20 protein-coding genes and 1 tRNA gene are annotated in these 23,341 nt (G+C 56.4%); 6 read left to right on the top strand and 15 right to left on the bottom strand.

What is annotated here, in order from left to right; translation table 11 throughout:
- Nucleotide 1 precedes the first annotated feature (1 nt).
- The 5 genes from HH216_RS23140 to HH216_RS23120 form a co-directional block, all read right to left on the bottom strand.
- Entirely contained in the window at nucleotides 2-1,993 is a 1,992-nt protein-coding gene (locus tag HH216_RS23140; protein WP_169553013.1) for an NAD-dependent epimerase/dehydratase family protein, read from the bottom strand.
- A 66-nt stretch (nucleotides 1,994-2,059) separates the two neighbouring features.
- Nucleotides 2,060-2,869, bottom strand: a complete 810-nt coding sequence (locus HH216_RS23135; protein WP_169553012.1) for a transketolase — start codon at nucleotides 2,867-2,869, stop codon at nucleotides 2,060-2,062.
- A 19-nt stretch (nucleotides 2,870-2,888) separates the two neighbouring features.
- Nucleotides 2,889-4,697 carry a glycosyltransferase family 39 protein gene (locus HH216_RS23130; protein WP_169553011.1) on the bottom strand — a complete coding sequence of 603 codons (1,809 nt, stop codon included), beginning with the start codon at nucleotides 4,695-4,697 and terminating at the stop codon, nucleotides 2,889-2,891.
- A gap of 29 nt (nucleotides 4,698-4,726) precedes the next feature.
- Nucleotides 4,727-6,811 carry an OmpA family protein gene (locus HH216_RS23125; RefSeq protein ID WP_169553010.1) on the bottom strand — a complete coding sequence of 695 codons (2,085 nt, stop codon included), beginning with the start codon at nucleotides 6,809-6,811 and terminating at the stop codon, nucleotides 4,727-4,729.
- Nucleotides 6,812-6,967: 156 nt separating this feature from the next.
- Complete coding sequence (locus HH216_RS23120) at nucleotides 6,968-7,132, bottom strand: hypothetical protein (RefSeq protein WP_169553009.1); 165 nt, start codon at nucleotides 7,130-7,132, stop codon at nucleotides 6,968-6,970.
- Nucleotides 7,133-7,184: 52 nt separating this feature from the next.
- On the opposite strand from HH216_RS23120, the gene HH216_RS23115 reads away from it, so the two are divergent.
- Nucleotides 7,185-7,397 carry a hypothetical protein gene (locus HH216_RS23115; protein WP_169553008.1) on the top strand — a complete coding sequence of 71 codons (213 nt, stop codon included), beginning with the start codon at nucleotides 7,185-7,187 and terminating at the stop codon, nucleotides 7,395-7,397.
- A 77-nt stretch (nucleotides 7,398-7,474) separates the two neighbouring features.
- Here HH216_RS23115 and HH216_RS26790 read toward each other — a convergent pair whose 3' ends face one another.
- The 3 genes from HH216_RS26790 to rpe are packed head-to-tail and all read right to left on the bottom strand — an operon-like array spanning nucleotide 7,475 to nucleotide 9,599.
- Nucleotides 7,475-7,675, bottom strand: coding sequence for an alpha-glucosidase C-terminal domain-containing protein (locus tag HH216_RS26790; protein ID WP_332871436.1), 201 nt, complete (start codon nucleotides 7,673-7,675; stop codon nucleotides 7,475-7,477).
- Nucleotides 7,618-8,889, bottom strand: a complete 1,272-nt coding sequence (locus HH216_RS23110) for an alpha-amylase family glycosyl hydrolase (RefSeq protein ID WP_332871435.1) — start codon at nucleotides 8,887-8,889, stop codon at nucleotides 7,618-7,620. The genes HH216_RS26790 and HH216_RS23110 overlap by 58 nt, the downstream gene beginning before the upstream one ends.
- A gap of 38 nt (nucleotides 8,890-8,927) precedes the next feature.
- Nucleotides 8,928-9,599 (bottom strand): ribulose-phosphate 3-epimerase, encoded by a 672-nt coding sequence (gene rpe, locus HH216_RS23105; RefSeq protein WP_169553007.1) that lies wholly within the window; start codon nucleotides 9,597-9,599, stop codon nucleotides 8,928-8,930.
- Nucleotides 9,600-9,827: 228 nt separating this feature from the next.
- Between rpe and ligA the strand changes: the two genes are divergently transcribed.
- Both ligA and dapA read left to right on the top strand, forming a co-directional pair.
- Nucleotides 9,828-11,891 carry an NAD-dependent DNA ligase LigA gene (gene ligA / locus HH216_RS23100; RefSeq protein ID WP_169553006.1) on the top strand — a complete coding sequence of 688 codons (2,064 nt, stop codon included), beginning with the start codon at nucleotides 9,828-9,830 and terminating at the stop codon, nucleotides 11,889-11,891.
- 67 nt (nucleotides 11,892-11,958) lie between these two features.
- A complete protein-coding gene (gene dapA, locus HH216_RS23095; protein WP_169553005.1) occupies nucleotides 11,959-12,858 on the top strand; it encodes a 4-hydroxy-tetrahydrodipicolinate synthase in 900 nt (299 codons plus the stop codon).
- A 73-nt stretch (nucleotides 12,859-12,931) separates the two neighbouring features.
- Here the strand turns inward: dapA and HH216_RS23090 are convergent, their stop codons facing one another.
- The 6 genes from HH216_RS23090 to HH216_RS26315 form a co-directional block, all read right to left on the bottom strand.
- Complete coding sequence (locus HH216_RS23090) at nucleotides 12,932-13,129, bottom strand: hypothetical protein (RefSeq protein ID WP_169553004.1); 198 nt, start codon at nucleotides 13,127-13,129, stop codon at nucleotides 12,932-12,934.
- A gap of 180 nt (nucleotides 13,130-13,309) precedes the next feature.
- On the bottom strand, nucleotides 13,310-13,798 hold the full coding sequence (locus HH216_RS23085; protein WP_169553003.1) for a hypothetical protein: 489 nt from the start codon (nucleotides 13,796-13,798) through the stop codon (nucleotides 13,310-13,312).
- Nucleotides 13,795-14,610, bottom strand: coding sequence for a fimbrial biogenesis chaperone (locus HH216_RS23080; RefSeq protein WP_169553002.1), 816 nt, complete (start codon nucleotides 14,608-14,610; stop codon nucleotides 13,795-13,797). The genes HH216_RS23085 and HH216_RS23080 overlap by 4 nt, the downstream gene beginning before the upstream one ends.
- A gap of 10 nt (nucleotides 14,611-14,620) precedes the next feature.
- Nucleotides 14,621-15,178, bottom strand: coding sequence for a hypothetical protein (locus HH216_RS23075; protein WP_169553001.1), 558 nt, complete (start codon nucleotides 15,176-15,178; stop codon nucleotides 14,621-14,623).
- On the bottom strand, nucleotides 15,159-15,674 hold the full coding sequence (locus HH216_RS26320) for an IS630 family transposase (protein WP_254448426.1): 516 nt from the start codon (nucleotides 15,672-15,674) through the stop codon (nucleotides 15,159-15,161). Before HH216_RS26320 ends, HH216_RS23075 begins: the two co-directional genes overlap by 20 nt.
- 19 nt (nucleotides 15,675-15,693) lie before the next feature.
- Nucleotides 15,694-16,167, bottom strand: a complete 474-nt coding sequence (locus tag HH216_RS26315) for a helix-turn-helix domain-containing protein (RefSeq protein WP_254448425.1) — start codon at nucleotides 16,165-16,167, stop codon at nucleotides 15,694-15,696.
- Nucleotides 16,168-16,617: 450 nt separating this feature from the next.
- Here HH216_RS26315 and HH216_RS23065 point away from each other — a divergent pair, with 450 nt between their 5' ends.
- Nucleotides 16,618-19,284, top strand: a complete 2,667-nt coding sequence (locus HH216_RS23065) for a COG1470 family protein (RefSeq protein ID WP_169553000.1) — start codon at nucleotides 16,618-16,620, stop codon at nucleotides 19,282-19,284.
- 60 nt (nucleotides 19,285-19,344) lie between these two features.
- On the opposite strand, the gene HH216_RS23060 is transcribed toward HH216_RS23065, so the two are convergent.
- On the bottom strand, nucleotides 19,345-21,930 hold the full coding sequence (locus HH216_RS23060; RefSeq protein ID WP_169552999.1) for a M14 family metallopeptidase: 2,586 nt from the start codon (nucleotides 21,928-21,930) through the stop codon (nucleotides 19,345-19,347).
- Between the two features lie 173 nt (nucleotides 21,931-22,103).
- Between HH216_RS23060 and HH216_RS23055 the strand changes: the two genes are divergently transcribed.
- Together HH216_RS23055 and HH216_RS23050 are read left to right on the top strand one after the other, a co-directional pair.
- Nucleotides 22,104-22,175, top strand: a tRNA-Glu gene (locus HH216_RS23055).
- 149 nt (nucleotides 22,176-22,324) lie between these two features.
- Nucleotides 22,325-23,332 carry a hypothetical protein gene (locus tag HH216_RS23050; protein ID WP_169552998.1) on the top strand — a complete coding sequence of 336 codons (1,008 nt, stop codon included), beginning with the start codon at nucleotides 22,325-22,327 and terminating at the stop codon, nucleotides 23,330-23,332.
- Nucleotides 23,333-23,341 lie beyond the last annotated feature (9 nt).

The raw sequence follows: 23,341 nt of genomic DNA, 5'->3' as shown, positions 1-23,341 counted from the left end.
ATCATTTGTTGCTTCTTTGCTGCACCAATGTATTGATTTCTGCCGATGTTGTATACACCTGTCTCCCTTTCCGTACCATCGTTCGAATGAATTTGGGACGTTTCTTCGTTTCCTCGAAGATCTTGCTGATGTACTCGCCCAGGAAGGAGAGGCCAAGCAGGTTGATTCCACCAAAAAACAAGGTAAGTACGATGATCGTGGGTATGCCGTGCGGAATGTCGGGGTTTAGAATGCGACCGATGATCTGCGCTAAGGCGGCTATGAACGACAACCCAGTTAGCACAAAACCGCTATAGGTCATCAGTTCGAGCGGGGCGAAGCTGAACGAGAAAATGGCTTTTTTCGCCCACCAGATGTTCTTCGTCCAGTTGTTGGTCGAGACGCCGAACATTCGCTCGGGCCGGACGTAGTCGACGCCGGTTTGCCGGAAACCAACCCAGGCCCGCAGCCCCCGCAGAAACTGTTCAGTTTCGGGCAGGTTCACCAGTTCGCGCACTACCTTCCGATCGATCATCGAAAAATCGCCCGCGTCGACCGGGATGTTGATGTACGCCGTTTTGCGGAACAGGCGGTAAAACTGCTTGTAAAAGAAGTGGACGTGCGGAGCCATTTCCCGCTGTACGCGTACGCCGTAGGTGACGTCGAAACCCTGCTGCCACTTTTCGTAGAACTTCGGAATGATTTCGGGCGGGTCCTGCAAGTCGCCGTCCATCAGCACCACAGCGTCGCCGGTCGAAATTTCCATGCCGCTCAAAAAAGCCGACTGCGAGCCGAAGTTGCGCGAGTGCTTGATGGCGATTACGTTGGGGTCTTTGGCGCAGATTTCGTTCAGCACCTCGTCGGTATTGTCGGGCGAGTTGTCATTGACGAAGATGATTTCGTACCGCACCTTCATCTCGTTGAAGGTTTTCACCAGCCGCTCGTACATGTACGGAATGGCCTGCGCATCCTTGTAACAGGCGATGATGGGCGAGATGACGGGGTTGAGCGTGGGCGTCTGGAACGCGGGAATGACGCGCTCGGTATACTGGTGCGATGTTTGCCAGTTGGCGGTTTGCCGCAGGCCATCGCTCAGCGACGTGGTGGCTTTCCAGCCCAGATCGGCTTCGGCCGCTGCCGGGTCGCCGTACCAGTCGGCGAGGTCCCAGGCGCGGTTGCCCATGCTGCCCCAAACCGGCTCCTTCGTAACGCCGAACGCTTGCCGGGCCGCTTCGACCAGTTCGCGCATGGTCGTTTTCTGGCCCGTTGCAATGTTGTATGACCGCCCCCGAATCGCGGGGTTGACGCGCAGCGCGGCCTGCACAAACGCCCCAACGCAATCGTCGACGTACACAAAATCGCGGCTGATATCGGGCGAAACCAGCGGGGGCAGGCTGTGCTGACGGGCTTCTTCCACCAGCCGGGGAATCAGCCGGTCGGGTTCTTCCCAGCCGCCGTAGATGGAATACAGCCGCAGGTTGAGCGTATTCAGCCCACGCAGCCGGGCGTAATATTCAAGGGTATAAGCCGCCGACACTTTCGAGACGGCGTAATGGCTGTTGGGCTCAACGGGGTCGGTTTCTTTGGGCGCCGTGCAGTTGAAACCATATTCCGAACTACTACCCGCGTGGATATACACCATGCTCTCGGTGCAGTTTTCCAGGATATTGACCGTGCCGAGCACGTTGGTCTCGTAGGTCAGCCCAACGTTTTTCTGCTTACTGTAAGCGCCATAGGCGGCCAGGTTAAATACCGTCCGGGGATGAATTTTGCCGAACACATCCTTGATCGACGTATCAGACAGAATATCGCAGTGAATAATGTTTTCGGCGGGTACGTCGAGCAGCTTAAGCCGCCAGGCTTTGGTAGCGTCGTGCGTGAGCGCGAAAACGTCCTTGCGAACGCGGAACAGTTGTTCGAACAGGTTGGCGCCTATAAAGCCGCTGGCCCCGAAAATGACGATGGGGCCGTTAAGTTGACCGATCGAGTCAGCGAGCGTAGTCGTTTGATTCATTCAGGAAGTTGTAGGATGGTAGAAAGCATGGCAAGCGGCCCGACAAGTCGGGTCAGCTCCCGCACATCAGAAATACCGTTCTCTGACGTCGGCCTGGGCCTGGTCGTACTGCTCCGCTTTCATGGGCAGGTAGTGCCATTCCAGCCGGTTTTCCATGTATGATACACCACGGCCTTTCACGGTTTTGGCTACGATCAGTTTGGGCTTGCCGTTGGGGCGGGCCGTCAGCTCATCGATGACCGCTGTCAGTTCGTCAATGTTGTGGCCGTCAGCTTCCATCACGTCGAAGCCCATCGCCGACCACACTGCTACATCGGCCGTGTCGCCCAGCACATTAGCTGTGGCGTTGAACCCCTGTAGTCCATTTTTGTCGACCAGAATGATCAGGTTATCGAGCTGATTCTGAATCGCGAAGTAAGCGGCCTCCCAGGTGGTACCTTCGTTGGTTTCCCCGTCAGACATAAGCACGAACACCCGCGAATCGTCGCCCAGCATCTTACCCGCCTGGGCAATACCAGTGCCAATGGGCAGGCCGTGCCCGAGCGATCCCGTGGCAAACGGAATGCCTTTGTGCTTGTTGGGGGCCGGATGGGCGGGCAGGGTGGTGTCGTTCTGATAAAACGTAGCCAGATCGTCGTCGGTCAGTTCGCCGAGGTGATGCAGGCAAATGTACAGGGCCGCAGCCGCGTGTCCTTTCGATAGCAGAAACGTATCCTGAGGCCGCTTCCGCAGGATCAGCGTAGCTATCATAAGGTCGACGCAGCTTAGCGAGCAGCCTATGTGACCGGCATGTGCCCGGTTATACATTTCCAGAATGTTCAGCCGGAGCTGACCCTGTAATTGGCGGGTTTCGGTCAGTGCTTCTGTAGCTTGCATAGTTGTAATGTATTGATGGTCAGTCGCCATAGCGATATGTAGACCCTTTGAAATCAAATATAGTAATTCTCGCTCCGGTCCGTCCGTTGACCAGTACGATCCGGTCAGGTTCGGCTGGGTCAATGCGCTGAATATAAGTCGCCGATGGCGGTAAGTAAACGTTCATCAGCTGCGCGTCGAGCAGCGACAGGGGGGTGTAGGTTTTGTCGATGGCCTGCGAATAGATGACCCGTTTTTTGTTCGGATACAGGATCGTGTCGCCCGGCTGGTAGGTGCTGATAAGTTGCTGAGCCGCCTGCCAATACGGGTTGGCGATGCGGGGTCGGTCGAAGTAGGTGTACTTGGGTGCTTCGTCGGCGTAGATCGAGCCCAGCAATTTTCCGATATGCACCAGCTGAAGCACCAGCACGGCGGCAATTGGAGCAGCCAGCCACCACCGGGCCGACGCCAGTTGCTGCACGCCCATCGCCACCAGGATGCAAACGTACGGAAACGAAAAACCGGAGTACCGCTGCGTGATGCCGAAGGTGTGGCCCGAGCGCCAGGCCATAAACAGCAGAAACAGGGTAGGCACGAAGGCAAGCAGCAGCAGCAGCGTAATCAGGGGTCGCTGCGCCCGGTCGAAGCGGTCGTACACGTACCGGCCAATCAGGTAAACGAAGGGTACGGCTCCCGACAGTACCAGCAGCCGCTCCGGTACAACGCTGTAGATCGGCAGACCCGCCAGCAGCAGCACCGGTATGACCGCATAAGCCCAGACCGGCACGACCCGCGCCGACCAGTACCGATGCAGCACCGCCGTAGCACCCAGCCCCAGGGTCAGGGCGAGGGCCGAATTACGAATACCCGTCATGGCCTGCCCGATGCCATTGGTGGGCATGAACAGGTCAGCAAAAATAGGGATGCCCCTCACCGAAATATTGGCAAACGTAGCGGGCAGGATCAGGCCAAACGGGCTACCCGTCGGGTTGGTCAGGGCAATGTTTCGGTAGAACTGCGCCTGGTAATTCAGCGTGAAAAACGTGTACTGCCCACCGCCGAACAAAAACCAGAGCGACACGATGCCCAGCCCCAGCCCGGCCGTCAGGCCCAGCGATAGCCACGCCCGCCCATTGCGCAGAAACAGCAGCGCGTACAGCCCGTGGCACAGAAACACGGTCACGGTCAGGTAGTGCGAGAATACCGACGTGACAAAAACGAGTCCGTAGGCGACGTACAGACCCACCGGCCCCGCCGATGCCGACGCCAGTGACGGCTGGCGGACGCGTTCCATGATGAGCAGAAACAGGTGCGTAGCCAGCAGCGTCAGGAAAAACGTCATCGGGTAGTTCCGGGCGATGTGACTGTAAGCCACGAAAAACGGTTCGATCGTCGCGATAAAGGCACTGAGCAGGGCCAGCGCATTCACCCGCGCTTCACCCAGAAACCGGAAGTGTCGCCTGACGAAAAAAAACAGCAGCCCGATCAGCAGCGTGCTGAAGATAACCGACGGCATCCGGAGGGAGGTGTCGCTCATGCCGAACACCTTCAGCCAGGCCCAGACAACGGCGTAATAGGCGGGGCTGTTGCCGATGTCGCTGCGCGTATCGGCTTCCATGAAATCATTGAATGTCTTGGGCTTCCAGAACTCAGCGGGGGTGAAGTACGGCTTGTCGAACACGTCGCGCTGATTGAAGCCTTCCATGACAATACCCTGGCTGACGAGCAGCGTTGCTTTTTCGTCAAAGTAGATGCCGTACGTGCCAACCCGGTACAATCGTAAACCGAGCGCCAACACCAGAAGCAAACCAAGTAACAGGTAAGTAAAGCGGGATGATAAGGCAATCATTGGCCAAAACTACGGCAAATTCAGCGGACCTACATTTTCAGGATGGTGAATTCTACCCGCCGGTTCAGTTTCCGCTTCTCTTCGGTCTCGTTGCTGGCGACGGGTCGGCTGGGGCCCCAGGCCTTGGTTTGAATGCGCGTATCGGGTACGCCTTTGGCAATCAGGTAGTCTTTGACGGTCTGTACGCGGTCGGCGGAGAGTTTCATGTTGGGTTCCCACTCGCCCTGATTGTCGGAGTGGCCCTCGACAAGAATTTCCATTGTCGAATACTTATTCAGCATATCCACGACCCGGTCGAGTTCGGCGTCGGCACCCACCATCAAATCGAAGTGGCCCTGCTCGAACAGAATCTCGCGCATCGTAATCACCTGCCCCGGCTCGATTTTGAGCAGATACAGGTTACGCTTGATGTCGCGGAAGCGCTTGTCTTTGCTCAGGTCGAGAATATCTGTCGGGGCAAAATAACCTTCCTTGATAGCCTTGAGCGTGTACCGGTTCTGAGTCGGTAAAATCAGCCGGTACTCACCCGTTTCGGGGTCATAATCGACTTTAGTGATCTCTTTCCGTTCGCCAAACATATCCGAAACGACCTGCGCGGCTACGGGCTTTTTCGTCTGGGCGTCGAGCACCTGCCCCGACACGATGGCCACAGGATTAGGCTTGATCGTCGGGAAGAGTTTGAGCCGGAAAATGTCGTCTTCCCCCATCGAGTTCGAGCGGGAACTCAGGTACGCGAAATCCCCGGCGGCCGGGATGGTGAAATAACCGTCCCATTCGGGCGTGTTGATGCCCGGTCCCAGATTTTCGGGTTCGCTCCAGTTGGTCCACGACTCGTCGAGCCGACGCGACACGTAGATATCGCCGTTGCCGTAGCCCGGATGCCCCCGCGAGGTGAAATAGAGTGTTTTATTGTCCGACGCCAGAAAGGGGGCGCTTTCGGTATCGGCGGTATTGATCGTGTTGCCCATATGAACCGGCTCGCTCCAGGTCTTGTCGGGCAGCAGGTGGGTGGCGTACAGGTCGCGGTCGCCACGGGTATCGCGTCGACGCACCGACAGAATCAGTGTTCGTTCGTCGGGAGCAACGGCGAGTTCGGTTTCGACGGAGTTGTCGGTTTCGCGTTCGGGCAGGTTGTAGTTGTTTTTAATCGTCAACCCGGCCGGAAACGACCAGCCCGCTTTCGTACGAATCGATTTGGAAATGCCGTAGGTGGTGCTGCCGTTGGGCTGGTAGATATTCAGGAGATAGGCGGTCTTGCCGTCGGCCGAAATACCACTGATCGCGTTGTCGCTGGCGTTGTTGATAGGTGGGCCAATATTAACGGCATCGCTCCAGCCAGCCGGTGTACCGTTGCTGCCCGACGACAGGGTCGAGTACCAGACATCCTGCCGGTCGGGCGAGCCGATGTTGGCTTTGTTGTAGTTGCGGGTAAAGTATAAGGTCCGACCGTCGGGCGAAATCACCGGGGCTACTTCCTGACCCGCCGAGTTGACCCCCTTGCCCAGATTCTCCTTGACAATGTCTTTGGGCGTGTCTTTCGCCAGCCGAATGCCAATTGTTGGGGGATTGGCCGAAGCCGACAGCCCGATAGCGTCGATCTGATTGACACCCCGAATGGCTCCGCTGTTGATGCTTACTTTCACCCTGGCAACCGTCAGTCCGTTGCCGGGTAGCGCCACAAGCAGGAGCGGGTCGGGGCGGGGTTGCGGCTTGGGGTTGGTATACACCGTGTGGTCGGTGCCGGTTTCGTCGGTAACGACGACGCGTACAATGGCACCGGGATTGACGTTTTCGGCGACGATGACCTGCCGGGCGAGGGCAGGCTTGGGAAAACCAACCTGAATCCAGTCTTCAGCGGGGTTTTCGGCCTGCTGCGGTGCCCATGCCGTCGGGCTTTCGCCCAACTGCGGGAGTTTGCTGGGGAACCCCAACGCCTGCGACGCTTTGTACTGCTCGCCGTATTGCTCACCCCGCTTCTCCGATGAAACGCCCACTACGCTGCCCGCCCACTGTACCGGCGCGTCGGTTGCCGCCTGCGCGTACACACCGGCAGTCGGGGTAAGGATACCGAACGAAATAATGGTGAGAAGGCGTAGAGCGCGGCTACTAGGCATCAGGACTGGCAATGAAATGGGCAAACGGCGGTGGTGGACTGGATGCTCGTTTAGGCTGCCTTTGCTTACTAACGGTCGAACAATAGGCCGTAAGTCGCCACTGAACAGACTGGCAAAGTATGTATGTCCGGTACCGGCCAACAGGCAGATGATTTATTACTTGGGCGGTGTGTACCGAACGGGTTGCAGGTTCGTATCAAGTACATACATACGGCCTTTGCCGTCAATGAAGTAATCACCGGGTTCGACGGCCGAGCGTTTCTTGGAGGAGCTGGATGTACTCTTCGTATCGGTCGAGGTATTTTCTTTCGTTTGTGGCATAGCAGGTAACGATGAAGGCAAACATTGTATCAGAGTCCGGTCTTTTAGCAACGTGAAAACAGGTAAAATAGTGGCGACCCCGGTAAAAAGAAACGGCTTCGATCTGGCCTTCCTTTCCAGGGATTACTTTCATACTTACGTTACCTCTCAGGAGCTGATCGATATCGGAAAAGACCAGATCGTGGTGCCGTTTGGCTGGATTGATCTGGAGGTCTTTCTGATAGTTTTCCACCAGATGGTCGGCAAAAACGGTCTGATAATATAATTCGGCCCGCCCCAACGGTGTTTTGATCGTCGTATTTTTTTTGACAAGGAGTTTCTTCATAGGCTTTTACGACTGCCTTAGTTGGTGAAGACCCGATACCCCCAGGGTTGCAGTGTCATCGAACTATATGGGCGCAGTTCGAGCGATTGGTGGCTGAATACATCGGTGTACATGCCTTCGTAGCCTTCGCCCATGAGCCGAAACGTCTGGGGCTTGTCGCTCAGGTTGACGACCACTGTGACCCAGTCGTTGTCGCGCTGCCGGTGAAACGCATACACCGCGTCGTCATGATCGGTCGTGATTTTCTGCGCCCGGCCCCCGCCAGCCCGTTCCAGAGCGCCCGGTTGCGGTGTTTGAGCGTCAGCAGTGCCTTGAGAAAAGGCGCTTTCTCGTAGGTGCCCCAGCTGATACTGTCTTTCTCGAAAAAGGCCAGCCGCTTGTCCAGGTTCGATTCCATACCGTTGTAAACCAGGGGCATGCCTTCCAGCGTACTGCTTAGCACGACCATAGCGTCGGCGGCCGGGCCAAACGATTCGGTCAGTGTGCCGTTCCAGCTGTTCTCGTCGTGATTCTGCGTAAACAGCATCTGATAATACCAGGCCGGGAATCGCTTCTGGTTGGCGCTCCGCAGCGAGTCAAGGCTGGAGGTGTGACGGGCTCCTTTGGCGATAGCCTTCATCATGGTGTGCATGCTCCAGCCGTAGTTCATGTTGAAGCATTTGTCGAACTGTTTCGGCTCGTCTTCCCACTCCGACAACATAAACACCGTCTTGATCGAGTCGAGTTTGGGCCGTAACTGCGCCCAGAAGTCGACCGGTACGAACCCGGCGACGTCGCAGCGGTAACCGTCGACATCAAACTCGCGAACCCAGTATTGCATGGCGTCGATCATGCCGCTGCGCAGGGCCGGGTTGTCGTAGTTCAGGTCGATCACGTCGGTCCAGTCAGTGGGTTTGCCCGTGTTGGGGTCGATGGGGGCAATCATCTGCCCGTTGACGAGCGTGTACCAGTCGGGGTGTTCGCGAATCCAGACGTGATCACGGCCGGTATGGTTGGCCACCCAGTCGAGGATAACGTGCATACCCAGCGCGTGCGCCCGGTTGACGAGGGCTTTCAGATCAGCCGCCGTACCGTAATTCTGGTTGATGGCTTTGTAGTCGGCAATGGCATAGGGGCTGCCCAGCGTGCCTTTTTTCGCCGTCTGGCTGATGGGGTAGATGGGCATCAGCCACAGAATATCGACGCCCATTTCTTTCAGGCGGGGCAGCTGTTTTTCCACGGCCTTAAACGTGCCTTCAGCCGAAAACTGCCGGATATTTACTTCGTAGATCGTCGCGTTCTTCGCCCACTCCGGAGCTGGTGGACCGGCTAGTACGGCCGTATCGGTAGGGGTGTTTGCCAGCGTTGCGTTGTGCTCGGTGGATTTCTGGTCCCCGCAACCCGCTAGCAATAGACTGATACTGAGTAGCGTGAGGATATAAGTTCGGATCATACCGGATCTGGATCGTACAAGTCGAGTAGATAAAAAAATCAGGCGGGTACCGTCGTGCTGACGTGTTTCAGTTCCCGGATAGCGGCTTCTGGGTCAGCGGCTTTGAAGACCGAACTGCCTGCCACCAGTGTGTCGGCACCGGCCCGCAGCAGGTCGGCCGCGTTGGCCAGGCTCACTCCGCCGTCGACCTCGATCCGGGCCGACGAGCCATTCGCCAGCAGCAACTGCTTCAGTTGCGCCACTTTCCGAATCGTGTGCGGGATAAACGATTGCCCGCCGAAACCGGGGTTGACCGACATAATCAGCACAACGTCGATCTCGGCCAGCACGTCTTTCAGCAGTTCAACGGGCGTGTGCGGGTTCAGGGCTACCCCAGCTTCGCAGCCCAGCTCGCGGATGTGCGCCAGCGTACGGTGCAGGTGGGGGCAGGCTTCGTAATGTACCTGAATGACGGCGGCCCCACCTTTGGCAAAATCAGCGAGGTAACGGTCGGGCTGGGTAATCATCAGGTGAACGTCCAGCGGTTTTTTGCACAGGTTGTGGGCGACTTCCAGCAGTGGAAAGCCAAACGAGATATTCGGAACAAACTCCCCGTCCATCACATCGAAATGCAGATAATCGGCCTCGCTGCGGTTAATCATGTCCATTTCCCGATCGAGGTGGGCAAAATTGGCAGCGAGGAGGGAGGGGGCAATAGCGGGAAGCGACATAGCAGTTCTGAACCAACCGACCCTGAAAACCAGCCGCCATAAAATCATTCGGTAAAAGGGAATGGTTCTGGCTGTAATCGGTTGGATCGTACTAATTTTTATTCGGTAAAACTAGCTAATTTTTTCACTCGGTCACCGAAATACGGTCAATATTGCCAGTAAGATCCTACCCTTGTTTTTCGTCGTAGCGTACTGCGTTTTTACCCGGTATCCGACTTATTTTGTACCATGAATCCTCAACAGCGTATTAATGAACTGACCGATAAACTGATCTGGTACAATCAGCAGTATTACCAGAACAGCATTTCGGAAGTCGACGATTTTACCTTCGATCAGCAACTTCAGGAGTTAACCCTTCTCGAAAAACAATACCCCGAACTACGCCGGCCCGACAGCCCCACGCAGCGCGTCGGCGGTACGATTAGCAAGGAATTTGCCACGGTGTACCACCGCTTCCCGATGCTGTCGCTCGGCAACACCTACTCCGAAACAGACCTGATCGAGTTCGACAACCGGGTACGGAAAGGGCTGCGCGACGAACCCTACGAGTATATCTGCGAACTGAAATTCGACGGCGTCGCGCTGAGCATGACCTACGAAAACGGGGTGCTGGTACAGGGCGCAACGCGTGGCGACGGCGTTCGCGGTGACGATATCACGGCCAACATCCGCACGATCCGCACGATGCCGCTGACCGTACGCGCCCAGGACGATCTGCCCGCGCTGTTTGAGGTGCGGGGCGAAGGATTTCTGCCGCTGGCCGAATTTGAGCGGATAAACAAAGAGCGCGAAGACATTGGCGAACCACTGCTGGCTAACCCGCGCAATGCCGCGTCGGGAACGTTTAAGCAGCAGGATTCGGGGGCGGTCGCCAAACGCCGGCTCGACTGCTACCTGTACTCGTTTTTGTCGGAACCCAACCCCGACGGAACCGAGCGGTTTCAGACCCACGAAGAAAGTCTGGTGGGGCTGGCGCACTGGGGCTTTAACGTGTCGCCGACCTGGCGGAAGTGCGCTACGATCAGCGAGGTGATGGCCTACATCAACGAGTGGGAAACCCGGCGCTTCGACCTGCCGCTGGGCACCGACGGTATCGTGATCAAAGTCAACCGCTACGATCAGCAGCGCGAGCTGGGCTACACGGCCAAAAGTCCGCGCTGGGCCATTGCGTTCAAGTACAAAGCGATGGCCGCGAGCACCACGCTCAACGCCATCAACTACCAGGTGGGCCGAACCGGTGCCGTGACGCCTGTGGCCATGCTGACGCCGGTGCTGCTGGCGGGGACCGTCGTAAAACGGGCATCGCTGCACAATGCCAACGAGATTCAGCGGCTGGGCGTCGAACTGCACGACACGGTGTTTGTCGAGAAAGGCGGGGAGATCATTCCCAAAGTCACGGGTGTTGACCTGACGAAACGACACGGGCAGACCGAACCGATCATCTACCCAACCCATTGCCCCGCCTGCGACACCCCGCTGATCCGGCGCGAAGGGGAAGCGCATTTCTATTGCCCAAACGAAAAAGGGTGCCCTCCGCAGCGGCAGGCCCGATTTGAGCACTTTATTCAGCGCCGGGCCATGAATATCGAAAGCCTGGGCGAAGGCAAGATTCAGCTGCTCATCGACCGCAATCTGGTGCAGACCCCCGCCGATCTCTACGACCTGACGAACGAGCAATTGCTGGGGCTGGAGAAAGCGTACCCGGCCGACGATACCGGCAAGGTGCGGGTGGTGAAGTTTGGGCAGAAAACTGTCGATAATATTCTGACGGCCATCGAACGGTCGAAAACCCAGCCATTCGCCAATGTCGTTTTTGCGCTCGGTATCCGCTACGTGGGCAACACCACCGCCGAGCGCCTGACCGATTATTTCGGCTCGATGGACGCGCTGATGGCGGCTTCGCTCGAAACGCTGTCTGGCGTGCCCGACGTCGGGCCGCGCATCGCGCAGAGCGTAGCTGAGTGGTTCGGCGAGGCCGATAACCAACACTATGTACAGCGGCTGAAGGCCGCCGGGTTGCAGATGGTGGGCGAGCGCAAAGTGGTCGAAGCGGTGAGCGATACCCTGACGGGAAAGACGTTTCTCTACAGTGGTACCTTCACCAACTACACCCGCGAAGAAATCGAAACGCAGATTGCGGCCCACGGCGGCCGGTTGTTGAGTGGCGTTTCGAAGAAGCTGAATTACCTGATCGTAGGTGAAAATGCCGGACCGTCGAAAGTTGCCAAAGCCCAGCAGTTGAACGTACCGATGATCGGCGAAGACGAATTCACGGCCATGCTGGGCGAGTAAACGCCCGAACCAACGCTTTCCCAATCAATTCCCGTAACTTTGTCATAACATTTCGGCTTGCAGCAACATGAATACTCGTTTTCACGGCGTCGGCGTCGCCATCGTAACGCCGTTTACCGCCGACCACGCCATTGATTTTGATGGCTTCGGGCGCGTCGTTCGTCACATTTCCGAGGGGGGCGTTCGCTATATCGTTCTTCAGGGTACCACCGGTGAGTCGCCCACGGTGACGAAAGCCGAGAAGAAACAGCTGCTGCAATACCTGAAAGAAAACAATCCGAAAAACCTGCCTATCGTTTACGGCGTTGGTGGCAACGTGACGAGCGAGGTTGTGGCGGGTATGAGCGACATCGATTTCGAAGGCGTCGACGCCATTCTGTCGGTGTGTCCGTACTATAACAAGCCGGGAAAACGGGGCGTTATCGAGCATTTTACCCGTATCGCCGATGCCTGTCCGGTGCCGGTTATTCTGTACAACATCCCGTTCCGTACCGGCATCAACATGTCGGCCGAAACGATCTGCGAACTGGCGCAGCATCCCAACATTATCGGGGTGAAAGAAGCGTCCTGCGTGATCGAGCAGTGCATGGAAATCGCCCGCGACAAACCCGACGATTTTCTGCTTATCTCCGGCGACGATGTGCAGGCGGTGCCCATCATCAGCATCGGGGGCGTGGGCGTAATGTCGGTGATAGCCAATGCATTCCCTGCTAAGTTCTCGGCTATGATCGACGCGGCTCTGGCCGGCGATTTTGCCTTTGCCCAGAAAGAACTAAGTCAGTTTCTGCGCATCGACCCGCTGCTGTACGAAGAAGGAAACCCCGTTGGCGTAAAGAGTCTGATGCACACGATGGGTCTGATTTCAAACGAAGTTCGGCTACCGCTTATGAAAGCTTCCGACGATCTGGCCGAGCGTCAGCGTGTTGTCCTGCAACGCGACGGGCTGCTCGAACTGGTCGCTCAGTAAGCAGAACGATACCAAACGAAACGAGCCCGATTTCTGAAGAAATCGGGCTCGTTTCGTTGTGGAGCAGATACGACTAACGCGTTCCACCACCACCGCCACCGAACATCTTGGACACCAGCCAGATGACAACGGCAATACCAACGACGACAAGGATTACCCCTGTCCAGACACCAGTTTTGAAAATGTCGCCAATAGCTGCACAACTGGTCATCATAACCAGCAGCAGGGTGAAGATGGCTGCGGTAGGAGCGAAGCGAAGAATCGATTTCATAAAGCCAGAGCGTTAAAATCAGTGAGTGAATGGCCACCAGTGTGATGGGATGCATTCTAAACCGACTCTCCTTTGCTTTGTTTGCCCCTGAAGCTATGTAGCGGGCCGTATGAGGACTTTTTGCCGGGATTTCCCCGCTTTTTTAATCCAAAATAAATACAAACGCCGTACCCCGCCAGCCTATAAAGGCGTGAACGTGAATAGTATGGTGGTTGAGTACGAACCGGCGGGTTTCAGAAACGCACTACCGCCAACGGTGCGGTAGCGAATCGGTAACGCGGTACTCAACAGCGACGTAGCCACCCCCGACGCCAGCGTTTGGTTGGTGGTCGTTAGCAATAACTCCGGCCGCGCCCCCAGCCCCGCCGACTGCATGCCGATCGCTGAGGCCGGAATTGAGTACGACTGGTAGCGAAGGTCGTCGAGTGCGCGTACCTGTAACGACCACGTCAGGCCCAGCGACAGGTTCAGTTGCAGCGTGTTGTGGTTGACCGTTACGCCATTCGTGAAGCCATCGACGCTCGACACCGTCAGCGACGGATTCCCCAGAACGGTAATGCCGATCAGCGACGCGGCATAGGCGGACTCGTCGGGCGGGGCGGGCTGGGCGATTCCCGCCGGGGCAACCGGCAGCAGAAACAGGGCGAATAAAACGGTGCGCCAGTTCATTTAAGGACGGTTTCGAGTTCGGCCACTTTCAGCGCCTGCCCCGGTCCGCTATCCAGCACGGCCACGATCAGGTATTTCCCCGCCGACAGATTAGCCGGTACGCTGGCTGCCACCTGAAACGAATCGTCGGGCATGGTATTGACGGGTATGGCCTCCGTCTTTACTTCTTCCATCGTCGTCATGTTCAGGTATTCCAGGCGCAACTGGCTTTCCAGCAACGCCTTACCCGTGTTATGTACCTTTACATTGACCTGATACGGCCGTGCCGACTGCCCGACCGTCATGCCCACGATCGCAATATCGGGCTCGGTATGTCCGTCGGGCAACACATACACATGAACGCCGATCTGAGCTTTGATGACAAACTGCGAGGCCCCTTTCTGACGGGCCACTTCCTGCTCATTTGATTGCGTCAGAAACAGCATCCCGTTCCTGATGCCGGTTGCTTTATCGGCCCGGTTCGCCGTCAGCGACACCAGAACATCCCGCTGCTCGCCGGGTGCCAGCTCGATTACGTCCGGTATGACTTTGACCAGCGGGCAACCAGACGTTGGCAGCGTACCTGGCGGGTAGTACACTTTCTCGCCCAACGAATCGCGTCGCCAGTCGGCGCAGGTGGCCTGTAGCACCAGCCGGGTATCCATCGGGTTCGTTAGTCGCAGCGTACGCGTCTGCTCGTCGCCAGTGGTCTGGTTAAAATAAAGTTTGGCTGGCGATGCCTGAAAACCAATCTGTGCCTGACAGAACAAGGGTTCTATCAGGCACAGTATCAGCAGCAGCCGCCACCCCGTCGATCGGGAAAACTGAGTCATGCCGTCGGTGTTAGCGGGCGGTGATGGAATAGGTCAGCGTGGCTGTATAAGCACCGCCTTTAACGAAGAAAGCCGCATTATTGGCCGCCGTCGAATACTTCACGTCGTAGACTTTGGCCATCGCGCCGGGCGCATTGGAAATTAGTACCTGGTCGGCAGCCGACAGGTTCAGCGGGGACGTGTAAGTCGCCGTAAGCGTTGGGGCAGCCTGCACAACGATATTACTGATCGGGATGCTGCTGCCCGTGGCGGTCAGTTGCCCCTGCAAGTCGCCATCCGACTTCACCTTGATATCATACGGGCGGTTGCTGCTGGCAACCAGTTGCGCAGGGGCTGTAAAGCTGGAGCCGTTTTGAAAGTCGTTTAGTGTACCCATCGCAATCGGTACTGCCGGTACCGCGACCACCAGCGACAGAACATCAACGACTGTGACGGTGACGACGGCGTTCCCGCTGGTGAGTAATTGGGCGTGGGCTGGCGTAGCCTGTAGAGCAATGCCTGCTAACGCGATTGACAGAGCAGAAATCAGCGATTTATAGATGCGTGAATTAGTCTGTGAAGAAGGCAATCTCCTTCTTTCGAAAGAAACAACGAATACGATTTCGATCTGCTTGCAAATAATCAACTTCATTCATCACGGCGGCTTGAAGCGATTCCAGAGTTGTGAAGACTCGGTTCTTCAAGGATCGCTTCAACTGGCTCCAGACTAATTCCACCGGATTGAGTGCGGGACTGTAGGCTGGTAAACGCTCCAGATGGACCCGCCCCGGTCGGCTTTGGAGCCAGTTCCGAACGGTTTGCGACCGGTGGATGGCCGCCCCATCCCAAACAACCACCATGTTTTGACGGCGATACTGCCAGCAAAGCTTGCTCAAGAACCAACAGATATCGTCACTAGTAAAGGGCTGATCCTGCCCCGCTAGATACAAACGGCCTGTTGGCGAAATGGCAGCAATCAGGCTGAGATGTGCGCGGCCAGCCTGTTCCAGAAGCAACGGTGTTTGACCACGGGGTGCCCAGCTGTGGGCCACAAAAGGCAACAAATAGCACGCTGATTCATCCACGTATAGAATCGTACGCCCCTCAATCTGCGCTTTTTTTGAGCGCAGGCAGTCGCTCGGCTTGCCAGTTGGCCACGGCCTGCGGGTCCTGCTGGCGAGCTTGCCGAGCCGGTTTCTGCCGACTCCAGCCTACTTTCTTAAGCAGCCGTCCAATTTGAGAGGGGTCATAGCTAACACCAAAAAGCTTGTTAATCACATCATTAATACGGGGCCGGGTCCACACTTGGCCTGAAAAACCGTGTTGCTCAGCCCCCTTGGCCAGTTCTTTTGTCAGTTGGTCGAGTTGATCCGCCGTCAGCCGGGACGGGGCTCCGGTGCGTTTACCGGTCATTAGGCCTGCTTCGCCTTGCTCACGGTAGGTTTTCAGTGTTTGGCTGACCCAGCCCTGTGTCAAGCCAAAGGCCCGAGCAATATCGGCCTGTTTCCAGCCTGCCTGTTTAAGTTCGACGCACCGCCGACGCAGCGCTTCGTAATCCGCTTGTTTATAGATAGCCATCAAGAGCTAAAGCATAAACCTTTATGGACTTACTCACGCATCAATAAAAGAGGTTTTCATGCGGTATAAGATTTAATAAAATGAAATATAAAATGTACTTAAAATTGAATCTTGGTGAACAATTTTTTTGCCAGAAATACTACTAATAATTACGAAAAAATACATTGTTAGTAAGCGATAAATTGATTTTGTAGAAAACAGTTTTTGGGCGTTATCTGCTGATAATTTATGCTTAGATAAAGTTAGAAAAATAAGCTAAGTAACTGTAAATAAATGATTTGTAGACAATTGATTGGTGCAAAACTTGTAGTCTGATTTTCTCCTGTGCGTCAGCGGTATGAAGAAAAATAAGGCTGTATTATGATAAACATAAATAGGATTTTCGTATACATAGTAGTGCTATTATTTTGGTCAATTAGAAGTAATGCTCAGTCTGTATCGATCTCGATTTTGCGCGATTCTATTACCATCGTAACCGGCAGTACATTTACCAATCAACTCACGTTAACAAATACAGGTACGAAGCCGCAGGATGTGCGGTTGGCCATCGATTCGCCCGAAGCCGTGACCATGTTGGCCAGCGTACCCGATAAGCTACAACTGGCACCTGGCGAAAAGCGGCTGATCCCGATCAAAGGGCTGTTGCATCGGCAGATAATCTCGGCAAATGCACCCGTTCGTGTCCGGATGAGCGACGCTGCCGGTAATCCGATTCAGTTCGTCGCGTGTCAGCTAATCGCGAAGGGGTCCGTGACGGCGGCCGTCAGTTTATACACTCCGCAGGAAACAATGCTGCTGTATGCCGCCAATGACGCAGCTCGGTTGCCCCTGCATTTGACGCACAACCGGGCCGACGCAGAAACATACACGATCGAAATATCGGCACTGCCGCAGGGGATGGCCCCCGCTTCGTTTCCCACGACGATTGCCCTGAAACCGCGTCAGGATACCATACTGACTGTTACCGCCGTCCCGCTGCGGCAATGGTCGGCCAATACGCCCTACCAGCTGATCGTCACGGTCAGAGATCGTCAGAAGGCGATTGTTGGTAGTGTGGTCTATAAAATGGTGGTTGCCGTGGCCGATAAAGTGTATCAGGATGCGCTGCCAACGACCGGGTCTGGCTACGGAGCCAGTGTGGCGCTTACGCGGTTTAGCACCAACCAGTGGGCGCGCGAAACACGCGTCTGGGGAACAGACTCCGTTGGTAAGGCCCGGCTTGAGATGAATCTACATTATCTCGATTACGGAACCGATCACTTTCGCCAGCTGCAAAATTCGTACATCGCCCTCACGACAGCGCAGACGGCCGTTCGGCTGGGAAGTGTCTACGATTTTCACGAACTGCCGCTTTTTGGTCGTGGGTTAAAAATAAGCACCGGGCCTACCGACCGGCAATGGACATTCTGGGCGGTCAACGCCAATCATAACTGGCTCAGTAGCGACCGAAATGCCTGGCGGGGCAATGTGTACTCGGCCCGGTACGACCGACAGCTGGCGAAACTGCCGGGGGCGGCTTTGTCGCTGAGCACGAGCCATTACACGCTGGCCGATGTTCAGCGGGCGGGCTACCTTACGTTCGCGTCGTTTCGATACAACCATAGCGACCGGCATTCGATGCAAATCATGGCCGGGCAAAGCGTGGAATTTGCCCCGCATCGTGCTTCGTCGGCGCAGGTGACTGGCTGGGCGGGGCAACTGGAGTACGCGTATCAGCGGGAGAGGTTTAGCTGGCAACTGCGTTCGTACAAAAGCAGTCCGGCCTATGCTGGCCTGCAACGGGGCGCGACACTGCTGTATAGCCAGCTTTTCTGGCAACCGGCGCCCGTTACCACCGTGCTGGCCCGGCTCAATTACCTGTCGTATGACCGCGTTGCCTACACGTCGCCGACTGACTTTGCGCGGCATCGATTTGGTAATGCAGTCGCCGAAGTAAGTATGAGTCACCGTATTGGCTCGCTGACGATGAGTGCCCGACCGTACTGGTTCTCGCAGCGCGACGAAGAAAATCCAGTCAGTCAGCGCGCCGATGCATTCCGGCTTGCCCCGGTCATTGCGTACCGACGCCGATCCGATCAGTATCTTGAGTTGACGTACGACGTCGGCCGATTTTATGGTCGTACCGATCAGGGGCCGTCGGCAGGAATCCTTAGTCAGCGGGTCGTATCGTCGCTCGGCATTGGCCGGTTCAACGTGTGGGGGTACTGGCAGAAAGGGCCTTACTATCTGTTTGACCTGCGAACGACTTACCCCGGCCTGATTACGACGACGTCGCTGACGCCAACGGTTTCCTTCGCGCTGCTCAACAGGCGGCTCAGCGGGTCGGTCGGGCTGAATTACTTGTACAACGCCACCACGACAGATGCCCGGTACACCGCCGTTGGCCGGGTGCAGTACGACGCTACGCCCAATCTGTCGGTCTACCTGTCGGGTAACGGGACGCCGTATAGCGAGCAGCCGGAGTTTGCCTACAGCCAGTACCGGATGGAGATTGTGCAGCGGTTCAACCGCTTGCAGGCCAAACGGCACGGTAAACTACAGCTCGCTTTCTTTGAGGATGCCAACGGCAACGGCAGCCGCGATGCCGACGAGCGATGGATGGACAGCCTGCTCGTTCGGGTCAATGACAACACGTTGCTGACCAACGCCAGCGGCCGCGTCGTCTACCGCCACATACCACCGGGGACGTACGCTGTTTCGGCGATCAGTACCGGTCGGATCGGTGATCCAGTATTGTACCAGGAGCAACTAACCATCGTCCGGTCCGTCAGCAAAGAGGTGCCCCTGTCGAGAACGTTTCGTATTGCCGGGCGGCTGCAATGCCAGACCAGTGCATACGACCACCAGCCCTGTCAGTTCAGCCGGTTCAGCCTCGACGTCCGGCAAAATCAGCAATCGATTGCTACCGTTGCGCCCCTGCCCGACGGTACGTTTTCGGTACACCTGTCGCCGGGGACGTACACACTGCTGCTCCACGACTACGGTCGCCAGCCGCACACGACCGTCAAAGCACTTTCCCTGACGGTGAGCAACACCGGCCAGTACCCCGCCATCGACTGGACCGTTGACGGATCAACCCGGCCGGTCGAGATAAAACGGTTCTCAACCAGCAAATAACCCCGATCGTACCGCGTTGACAAACGGTACAATCGGGGTTGTCTGATCTGTTTCGACTGGTTAGTTGACCATGAATATCGCGTTGCCAAACAGCAGCTTGCCGCCGTACCAGAAGCCCCGGAACAGCGGATCATCGGCCAGGTAAACGACGTTGCCCCGACCGAAGCTCTGTACGCCCATCAGCAGCGTATTTTTCAGCTTGTTTTTGGCATTGCGACCGGCAAAACCAGCCACGTAGTTGTCGTTTTTGAGGTAGCCGACGTTCCAGCCTTCCTTCAGAAAATCGAAGTTGTAGGCGTTCTGAACGAGCGTGTAGTACCCATTGTCGAGGCCAAAGCCCAGCGGGTGCGTCGTGTCGATGTTGACCCGGTAGATGCTGCCCGGCGTTTCGTCGGAGATAGCGACGCGCTCCCGGTCGCCGTAAATCTTCAGCGAGTCGGTTGCCACGGCTTTGCGGTCTTTGGCGCTATCGGTACTGCCCGCCTTTTCTTTCAGGTCGAACCCGTCTTTACCCGCGAAAAAAGCCGCTGCCCGTTCCATCGCGATCAGCTTACCACCGGCCCGAATCCAGTCTTTCACCTGCGTCAGTACGCGGTCGTTGAGAAAGCGGCCGTAGTTGTAGTTCGTCGGCAGAACCAGCACGTCGAACTTACCCCAGTCGACGGTACCCAGGCCGTTGCCGTCCAGCATCGTGACCGGGTAGTTCAGTTCCTGATCGAAGAAGTGCCAGACCTCACCAACGGCGGGCGGCTGACTGCCTTCACCCGATACTACCGCTACGCGGGGTGCTTTCAGGCCCGTAACAAAGTCAGAACCGAAGTCTGATCCTTTGGCCACGAAGCCGGTCTGTACGGGCGTCATATCGGCTCCCGTGCGGGTGGCTTCGGCGCGGATAATGGTGTCCAGTCGCGGGCCGAACTGCTCGTTGTTGCCGCGTGTCACGATCAGCGTACCGGTCGGGTAGGTTTTGTTTTCCAGCTCAAACGCTTTCTCGGCAACCCGCACCCGCACTTTCTGTTTCAGCAGGCCCGCCAGCATCTGCACCGACGGCATCGATTGCCACCGAATTACGTAGCCGTACGGGGAACCGCTACCCGCACTTGCCGGGGTTGCTGAGGCCGCTGCCGGAGCAGTACCGGGTGTCAGGCGGGTTGTCAGACCGTACGTTTGCAGGCCGAATGCGTAGGGCAGCGACCAGGCCGTGATGTCGTAGGTCGCTGAGTCTTCCAGCGTTGAATTGGGTTCAAACAGAATCTTCAGGAGCGTCGATTTTGGCTGGTAAGCACTGATGACCAGATCGCCCGCACCCACCGATACGCTTTTCTCCGTCTTCCGGTTCATGTAATTAAACCCACCCACCGACATCGACTTCCCGGCGTAGCCGTAACTGATTTTGTTGTTATCGAGCAACTGTTGCAGGGCCTTCAACCGGCTGGGGTCGTTATTGGCTTTGACGATATAGCTTTTGTAGGAGCCAACCGGCGAATTACGGGCCTTGTCGAAAAACTGCCCAAACTCCTTTACCACATCGGCCGAGCGGTCGGCGACGGATTCGAGCGTAGCAATGCTGGATGCGACGTGGTGATCAATGCGCTGCCGCAGCGTCAGCGTGTCGCCGTCAGCCCGTTGGATGGCCAGTCCGGCCCGGCCGCTGCCGCCCTGCTCGTAGGTCATACCGATAGCCCCGTTGTAGGTTGGGTAGGTGTCGCCGTAACTGGGGTAGAACAGGTCGAAGCGTTCGCGGGTGTAGTACAGCCAGCCGTTTTTGTCGAAATAACGGCTGCAATACTGCCCGATGATTTGCTGAAACTGCCGCTGGAAGGGCGTGATGTCTTCGTGGTACGGCTTGGCCGAGGGCGCAAAATAGTACGGGCTCTCGACCCCCATTTCGTGAAAGTCACCGTGCAGGTGCGGCATCCACTGCTGGTACAGGGCCATGCGCTGCCGGGTCGTTTCCTGCGTTTGCCACGCCCAGTCGCGGTTCGGGTCAAACAGGTAGTGGGTATAGCGGCCACCAGGCCAGGGCTCGTTGTGTTCGCGGGCCGAGGGCGTCGGGTCAGGCGTTTGGCCTACCATCTGATTGTACCAGTTCACGTAGCGGTCGTGGCCGTCGGGGTTTAGACCGGGATCGAGCAGTACAACGGCATTGTTCATGACCTTCTGCGTCACCGCGTCCGACAGATTCGTCATGCGGTACAGCACGTCCATAAACGCTTCCGAACTGACGGCTTCGTTGCCGTGAACGTTGTAGCTGAGCCAGGCAATAGCGGGTGTCGAACCAGCGGTTGGCTGCCCGTCCATCATCCCGATGCGTTTGAGGTTGTTTGTGCGAATGTCGTCGAGCCGGTTCAGGTTGGCTTCCGAGGCAATAGCCACCACCACCAGCGGACGGCCTTCGTAGGTTTTTCCGTACGGAATCAACCGGACGCGTTTGGGCAGTTGCCGGGCTACCTGTTCGGCGTAAGCAACAACTTCGCGGTGGGTTGTAAAATGTTGTCCGACCTTATAGCCCAGAAATTGCTCAGGCGATTGAACGCCGGTTGTCTGTTGGGTAGGTGGCTGGCCGGTGGGTGATGATGAAGTGGTCTGAGCCTGGCAAACGGTAAACAGACCGAGCAGACTAAGCGCGAGGAAAAATTTTTTCATGAAGAGGGGAAAAGCTAACTCACTCAAAAATAGGCTTAAAACAACTGAGAACGCTTTTTTTGAAAAAATTTTGGGGGGTATAGTTGCATTATCAGAACATCGCCCTACCTTTGCACCACGATTCGCCACCACGGCAGCTGAAACAGCAACCGGGTGGGTCTTTTAACAAAGACGGCCGATTCGTCTAGCGGTTAGGACATCGCCCTTTCACGGCGGTAACACGGGTTCGATTCCCGTATCGGTCACCTAACGATCAAGCCAAAGCCCACCCTCACCGGTGGGCTTTTTGCGTTTTATGTGCCCGAAATCATAATTTTTTAACTCCAATTTGGGCGGTGTAGTATAGTCAGGCATGGGAGTTGGTAGGAGTTATGAAAATAAACTCCCTAACGTCATGACGAACGTCTATTTCTTCGCGATCCGGCCCGTCTGCTGGCTACTCTTAGTGGTCGGTTGCCTGTTCCAGCCAGATTGTCTTGCCCAACTGCGTATTGGTGCTCCGTCGAGAGATACCCTGAACACGGCGGCTGCCCTCGAAGTCAAATCTGGCCCTTACACCGATAATTCCTACAAAGGGCTATTGTTGCCCACCGTCGCGCTGACATCTTACACCGTCTGGACGCTTGCCGGAAAGCCGACCGACGGAATGATGGTGTTCAATACGGCTACCACAACCGGTACCTATGCCGTGACGCCGGGTTTGTACTACTGGTCCAATTTTCAGTGGACACGGCTCAGCCCCGTCGTCGGACCGACGGTTATCAACGCGCTCGACTGCCAGTCGACCACGGCCGCTACCGGGATTTACATTGCAACAAACAGCCTGACGACCGACAATACCAAACAGGTTTCGATCACGCCTGGGTCAGCGGGTCCTTACACCGTCGCGACAAACACCGCCAATGGGTACAGTTTTAAAACGTCGGGTACGTTCACGGCGGCTCAGGTTGGTAAGCCGCAGTCCGTGACGCTGGTAGGCGATGGGACGCCACAAACGGCGGGCGTCAGTTCGTTTACGACGACGGTTGAAAACCGGGTGTGCAGTTTCACCGTCGCAGCTTACAACTACATCGACTGTAGCGCCCCGCTTTCGGGCACCTACAAAGTCAATCAGCCGCTCGACAATACGAACAAGAAGCCAATCACGATTACGCCGAAGGTAGCTGGCACGTATGATTTTGTTGGCATCGTTTACGCACCCGATGCTGACAACACGTTTTCGATGGTCAACCGGAGCGTGACGTTTACAGCCGCGCAGGTCGGCAAGCCGCAGACGGTTGTCCTGCTGGGAACGGGAACGCCCAAAGTGGCCGGTACACACAACGGGTTGTTACAGGTGTCGTCGGACGGAGGGCAGAATTATACGCTAGCTTGTAGCTTCTCCGTTACAGTCGTGCCCTGATGACAATTG

The sequence above is a fragment of the Spirosoma rhododendri genome (assembly GCF_012849055.1).
In the GTDB taxonomy this organism is placed as follows: Bacteria; Bacteroidota; Bacteroidia; order Cytophagales; family Spirosomataceae; genus Spirosoma; species Spirosoma rhododendri.
Note: the sequence above shows the minus strand (reverse complement) of the source record. Positions and strands in the feature narration are given on the sequence as shown.

Excerpts from the sequence above, each read along its gene's own strand:
- HH216_RS23140 (WP_169553013.1), bottom strand. The coding sequence starts at position 1,993 with ATGAATCAAACGACTACGCTCGCTGACTCGATCGGTCAACTTAACGGC.
- HH216_RS23135 (WP_169553012.1), bottom strand. The coding sequence starts at position 2,869 with ATGCAAGCTACAGAAGCACTGACCGAAACCCGCCAATTACAGGGTCAG.
- HH216_RS23130 (WP_169553011.1), bottom strand. The coding sequence starts at position 4,697 with ATGATTGCCTTATCATCCCGCTTTACTTACCTGTTACTTGGTTTGCTT.
- HH216_RS23125 (WP_169553010.1), bottom strand. The coding sequence starts at position 6,811 with ATGCCTAGTAGCCGCGCTCTACGCCTTCTCACCATTATTTCGTTCGGT.
- HH216_RS23120 (WP_169553009.1), bottom strand. The coding sequence starts at position 7,132 with ATGCCACAAACGAAAGAAAATACCTCGACCGATACGAAGAGTACATCC.
- HH216_RS23110 (WP_332871435.1), bottom strand. The coding sequence starts at position 8,889 with ATGATCCGAACTTATATCCTCACGCTACTCAGTATCAGTCTATTGCTA.
- rpe (WP_169553007.1), bottom strand. The coding sequence starts at position 9,599 with ATGTCGCTTCCCGCTATTGCCCCCTCCCTCCTCGCTGCCAATTTTGCC.
- ligA (WP_169553006.1), top strand. The coding sequence starts at position 9,828 with ATGAATCCTCAACAGCGTATTAATGAACTGACCGATAAACTGATCTGG.
- dapA (WP_169553005.1), top strand. The coding sequence starts at position 11,959 with ATGAATACTCGTTTTCACGGCGTCGGCGTCGCCATCGTAACGCCGTTT.
- HH216_RS23090 (WP_169553004.1), bottom strand. The coding sequence starts at position 13,129 with ATGAAATCGATTCTTCGCTTCGCTCCTACCGCAGCCATCTTCACCCTG.
- HH216_RS23085 (WP_169553003.1), bottom strand. The coding sequence starts at position 13,798 with ATGAACTGGCGCACCGTTTTATTCGCCCTGTTTCTGCTGCCGGTTGCC.
- HH216_RS23080 (WP_169553002.1), bottom strand. The coding sequence starts at position 14,610 with ATGACTCAGTTTTCCCGATCGACGGGGTGGCGGCTGCTGCTGATACTG.
- HH216_RS26315 (WP_254448425.1), bottom strand. The coding sequence starts at position 16,167 with ATGGCTATCTATAAACAAGCGGATTACGAAGCGCTGCGTCGGCGGTGC.
- HH216_RS23060 (WP_169552999.1), bottom strand. The coding sequence starts at position 21,930 with ATGAAAAAATTTTTCCTCGCGCTTAGTCTGCTCGGTCTGTTTACCGTT.
- HH216_RS23050 (WP_169552998.1), top strand. The coding sequence starts at position 22,325 with ATGACGAACGTCTATTTCTTCGCGATCCGGCCCGTCTGCTGGCTACTC.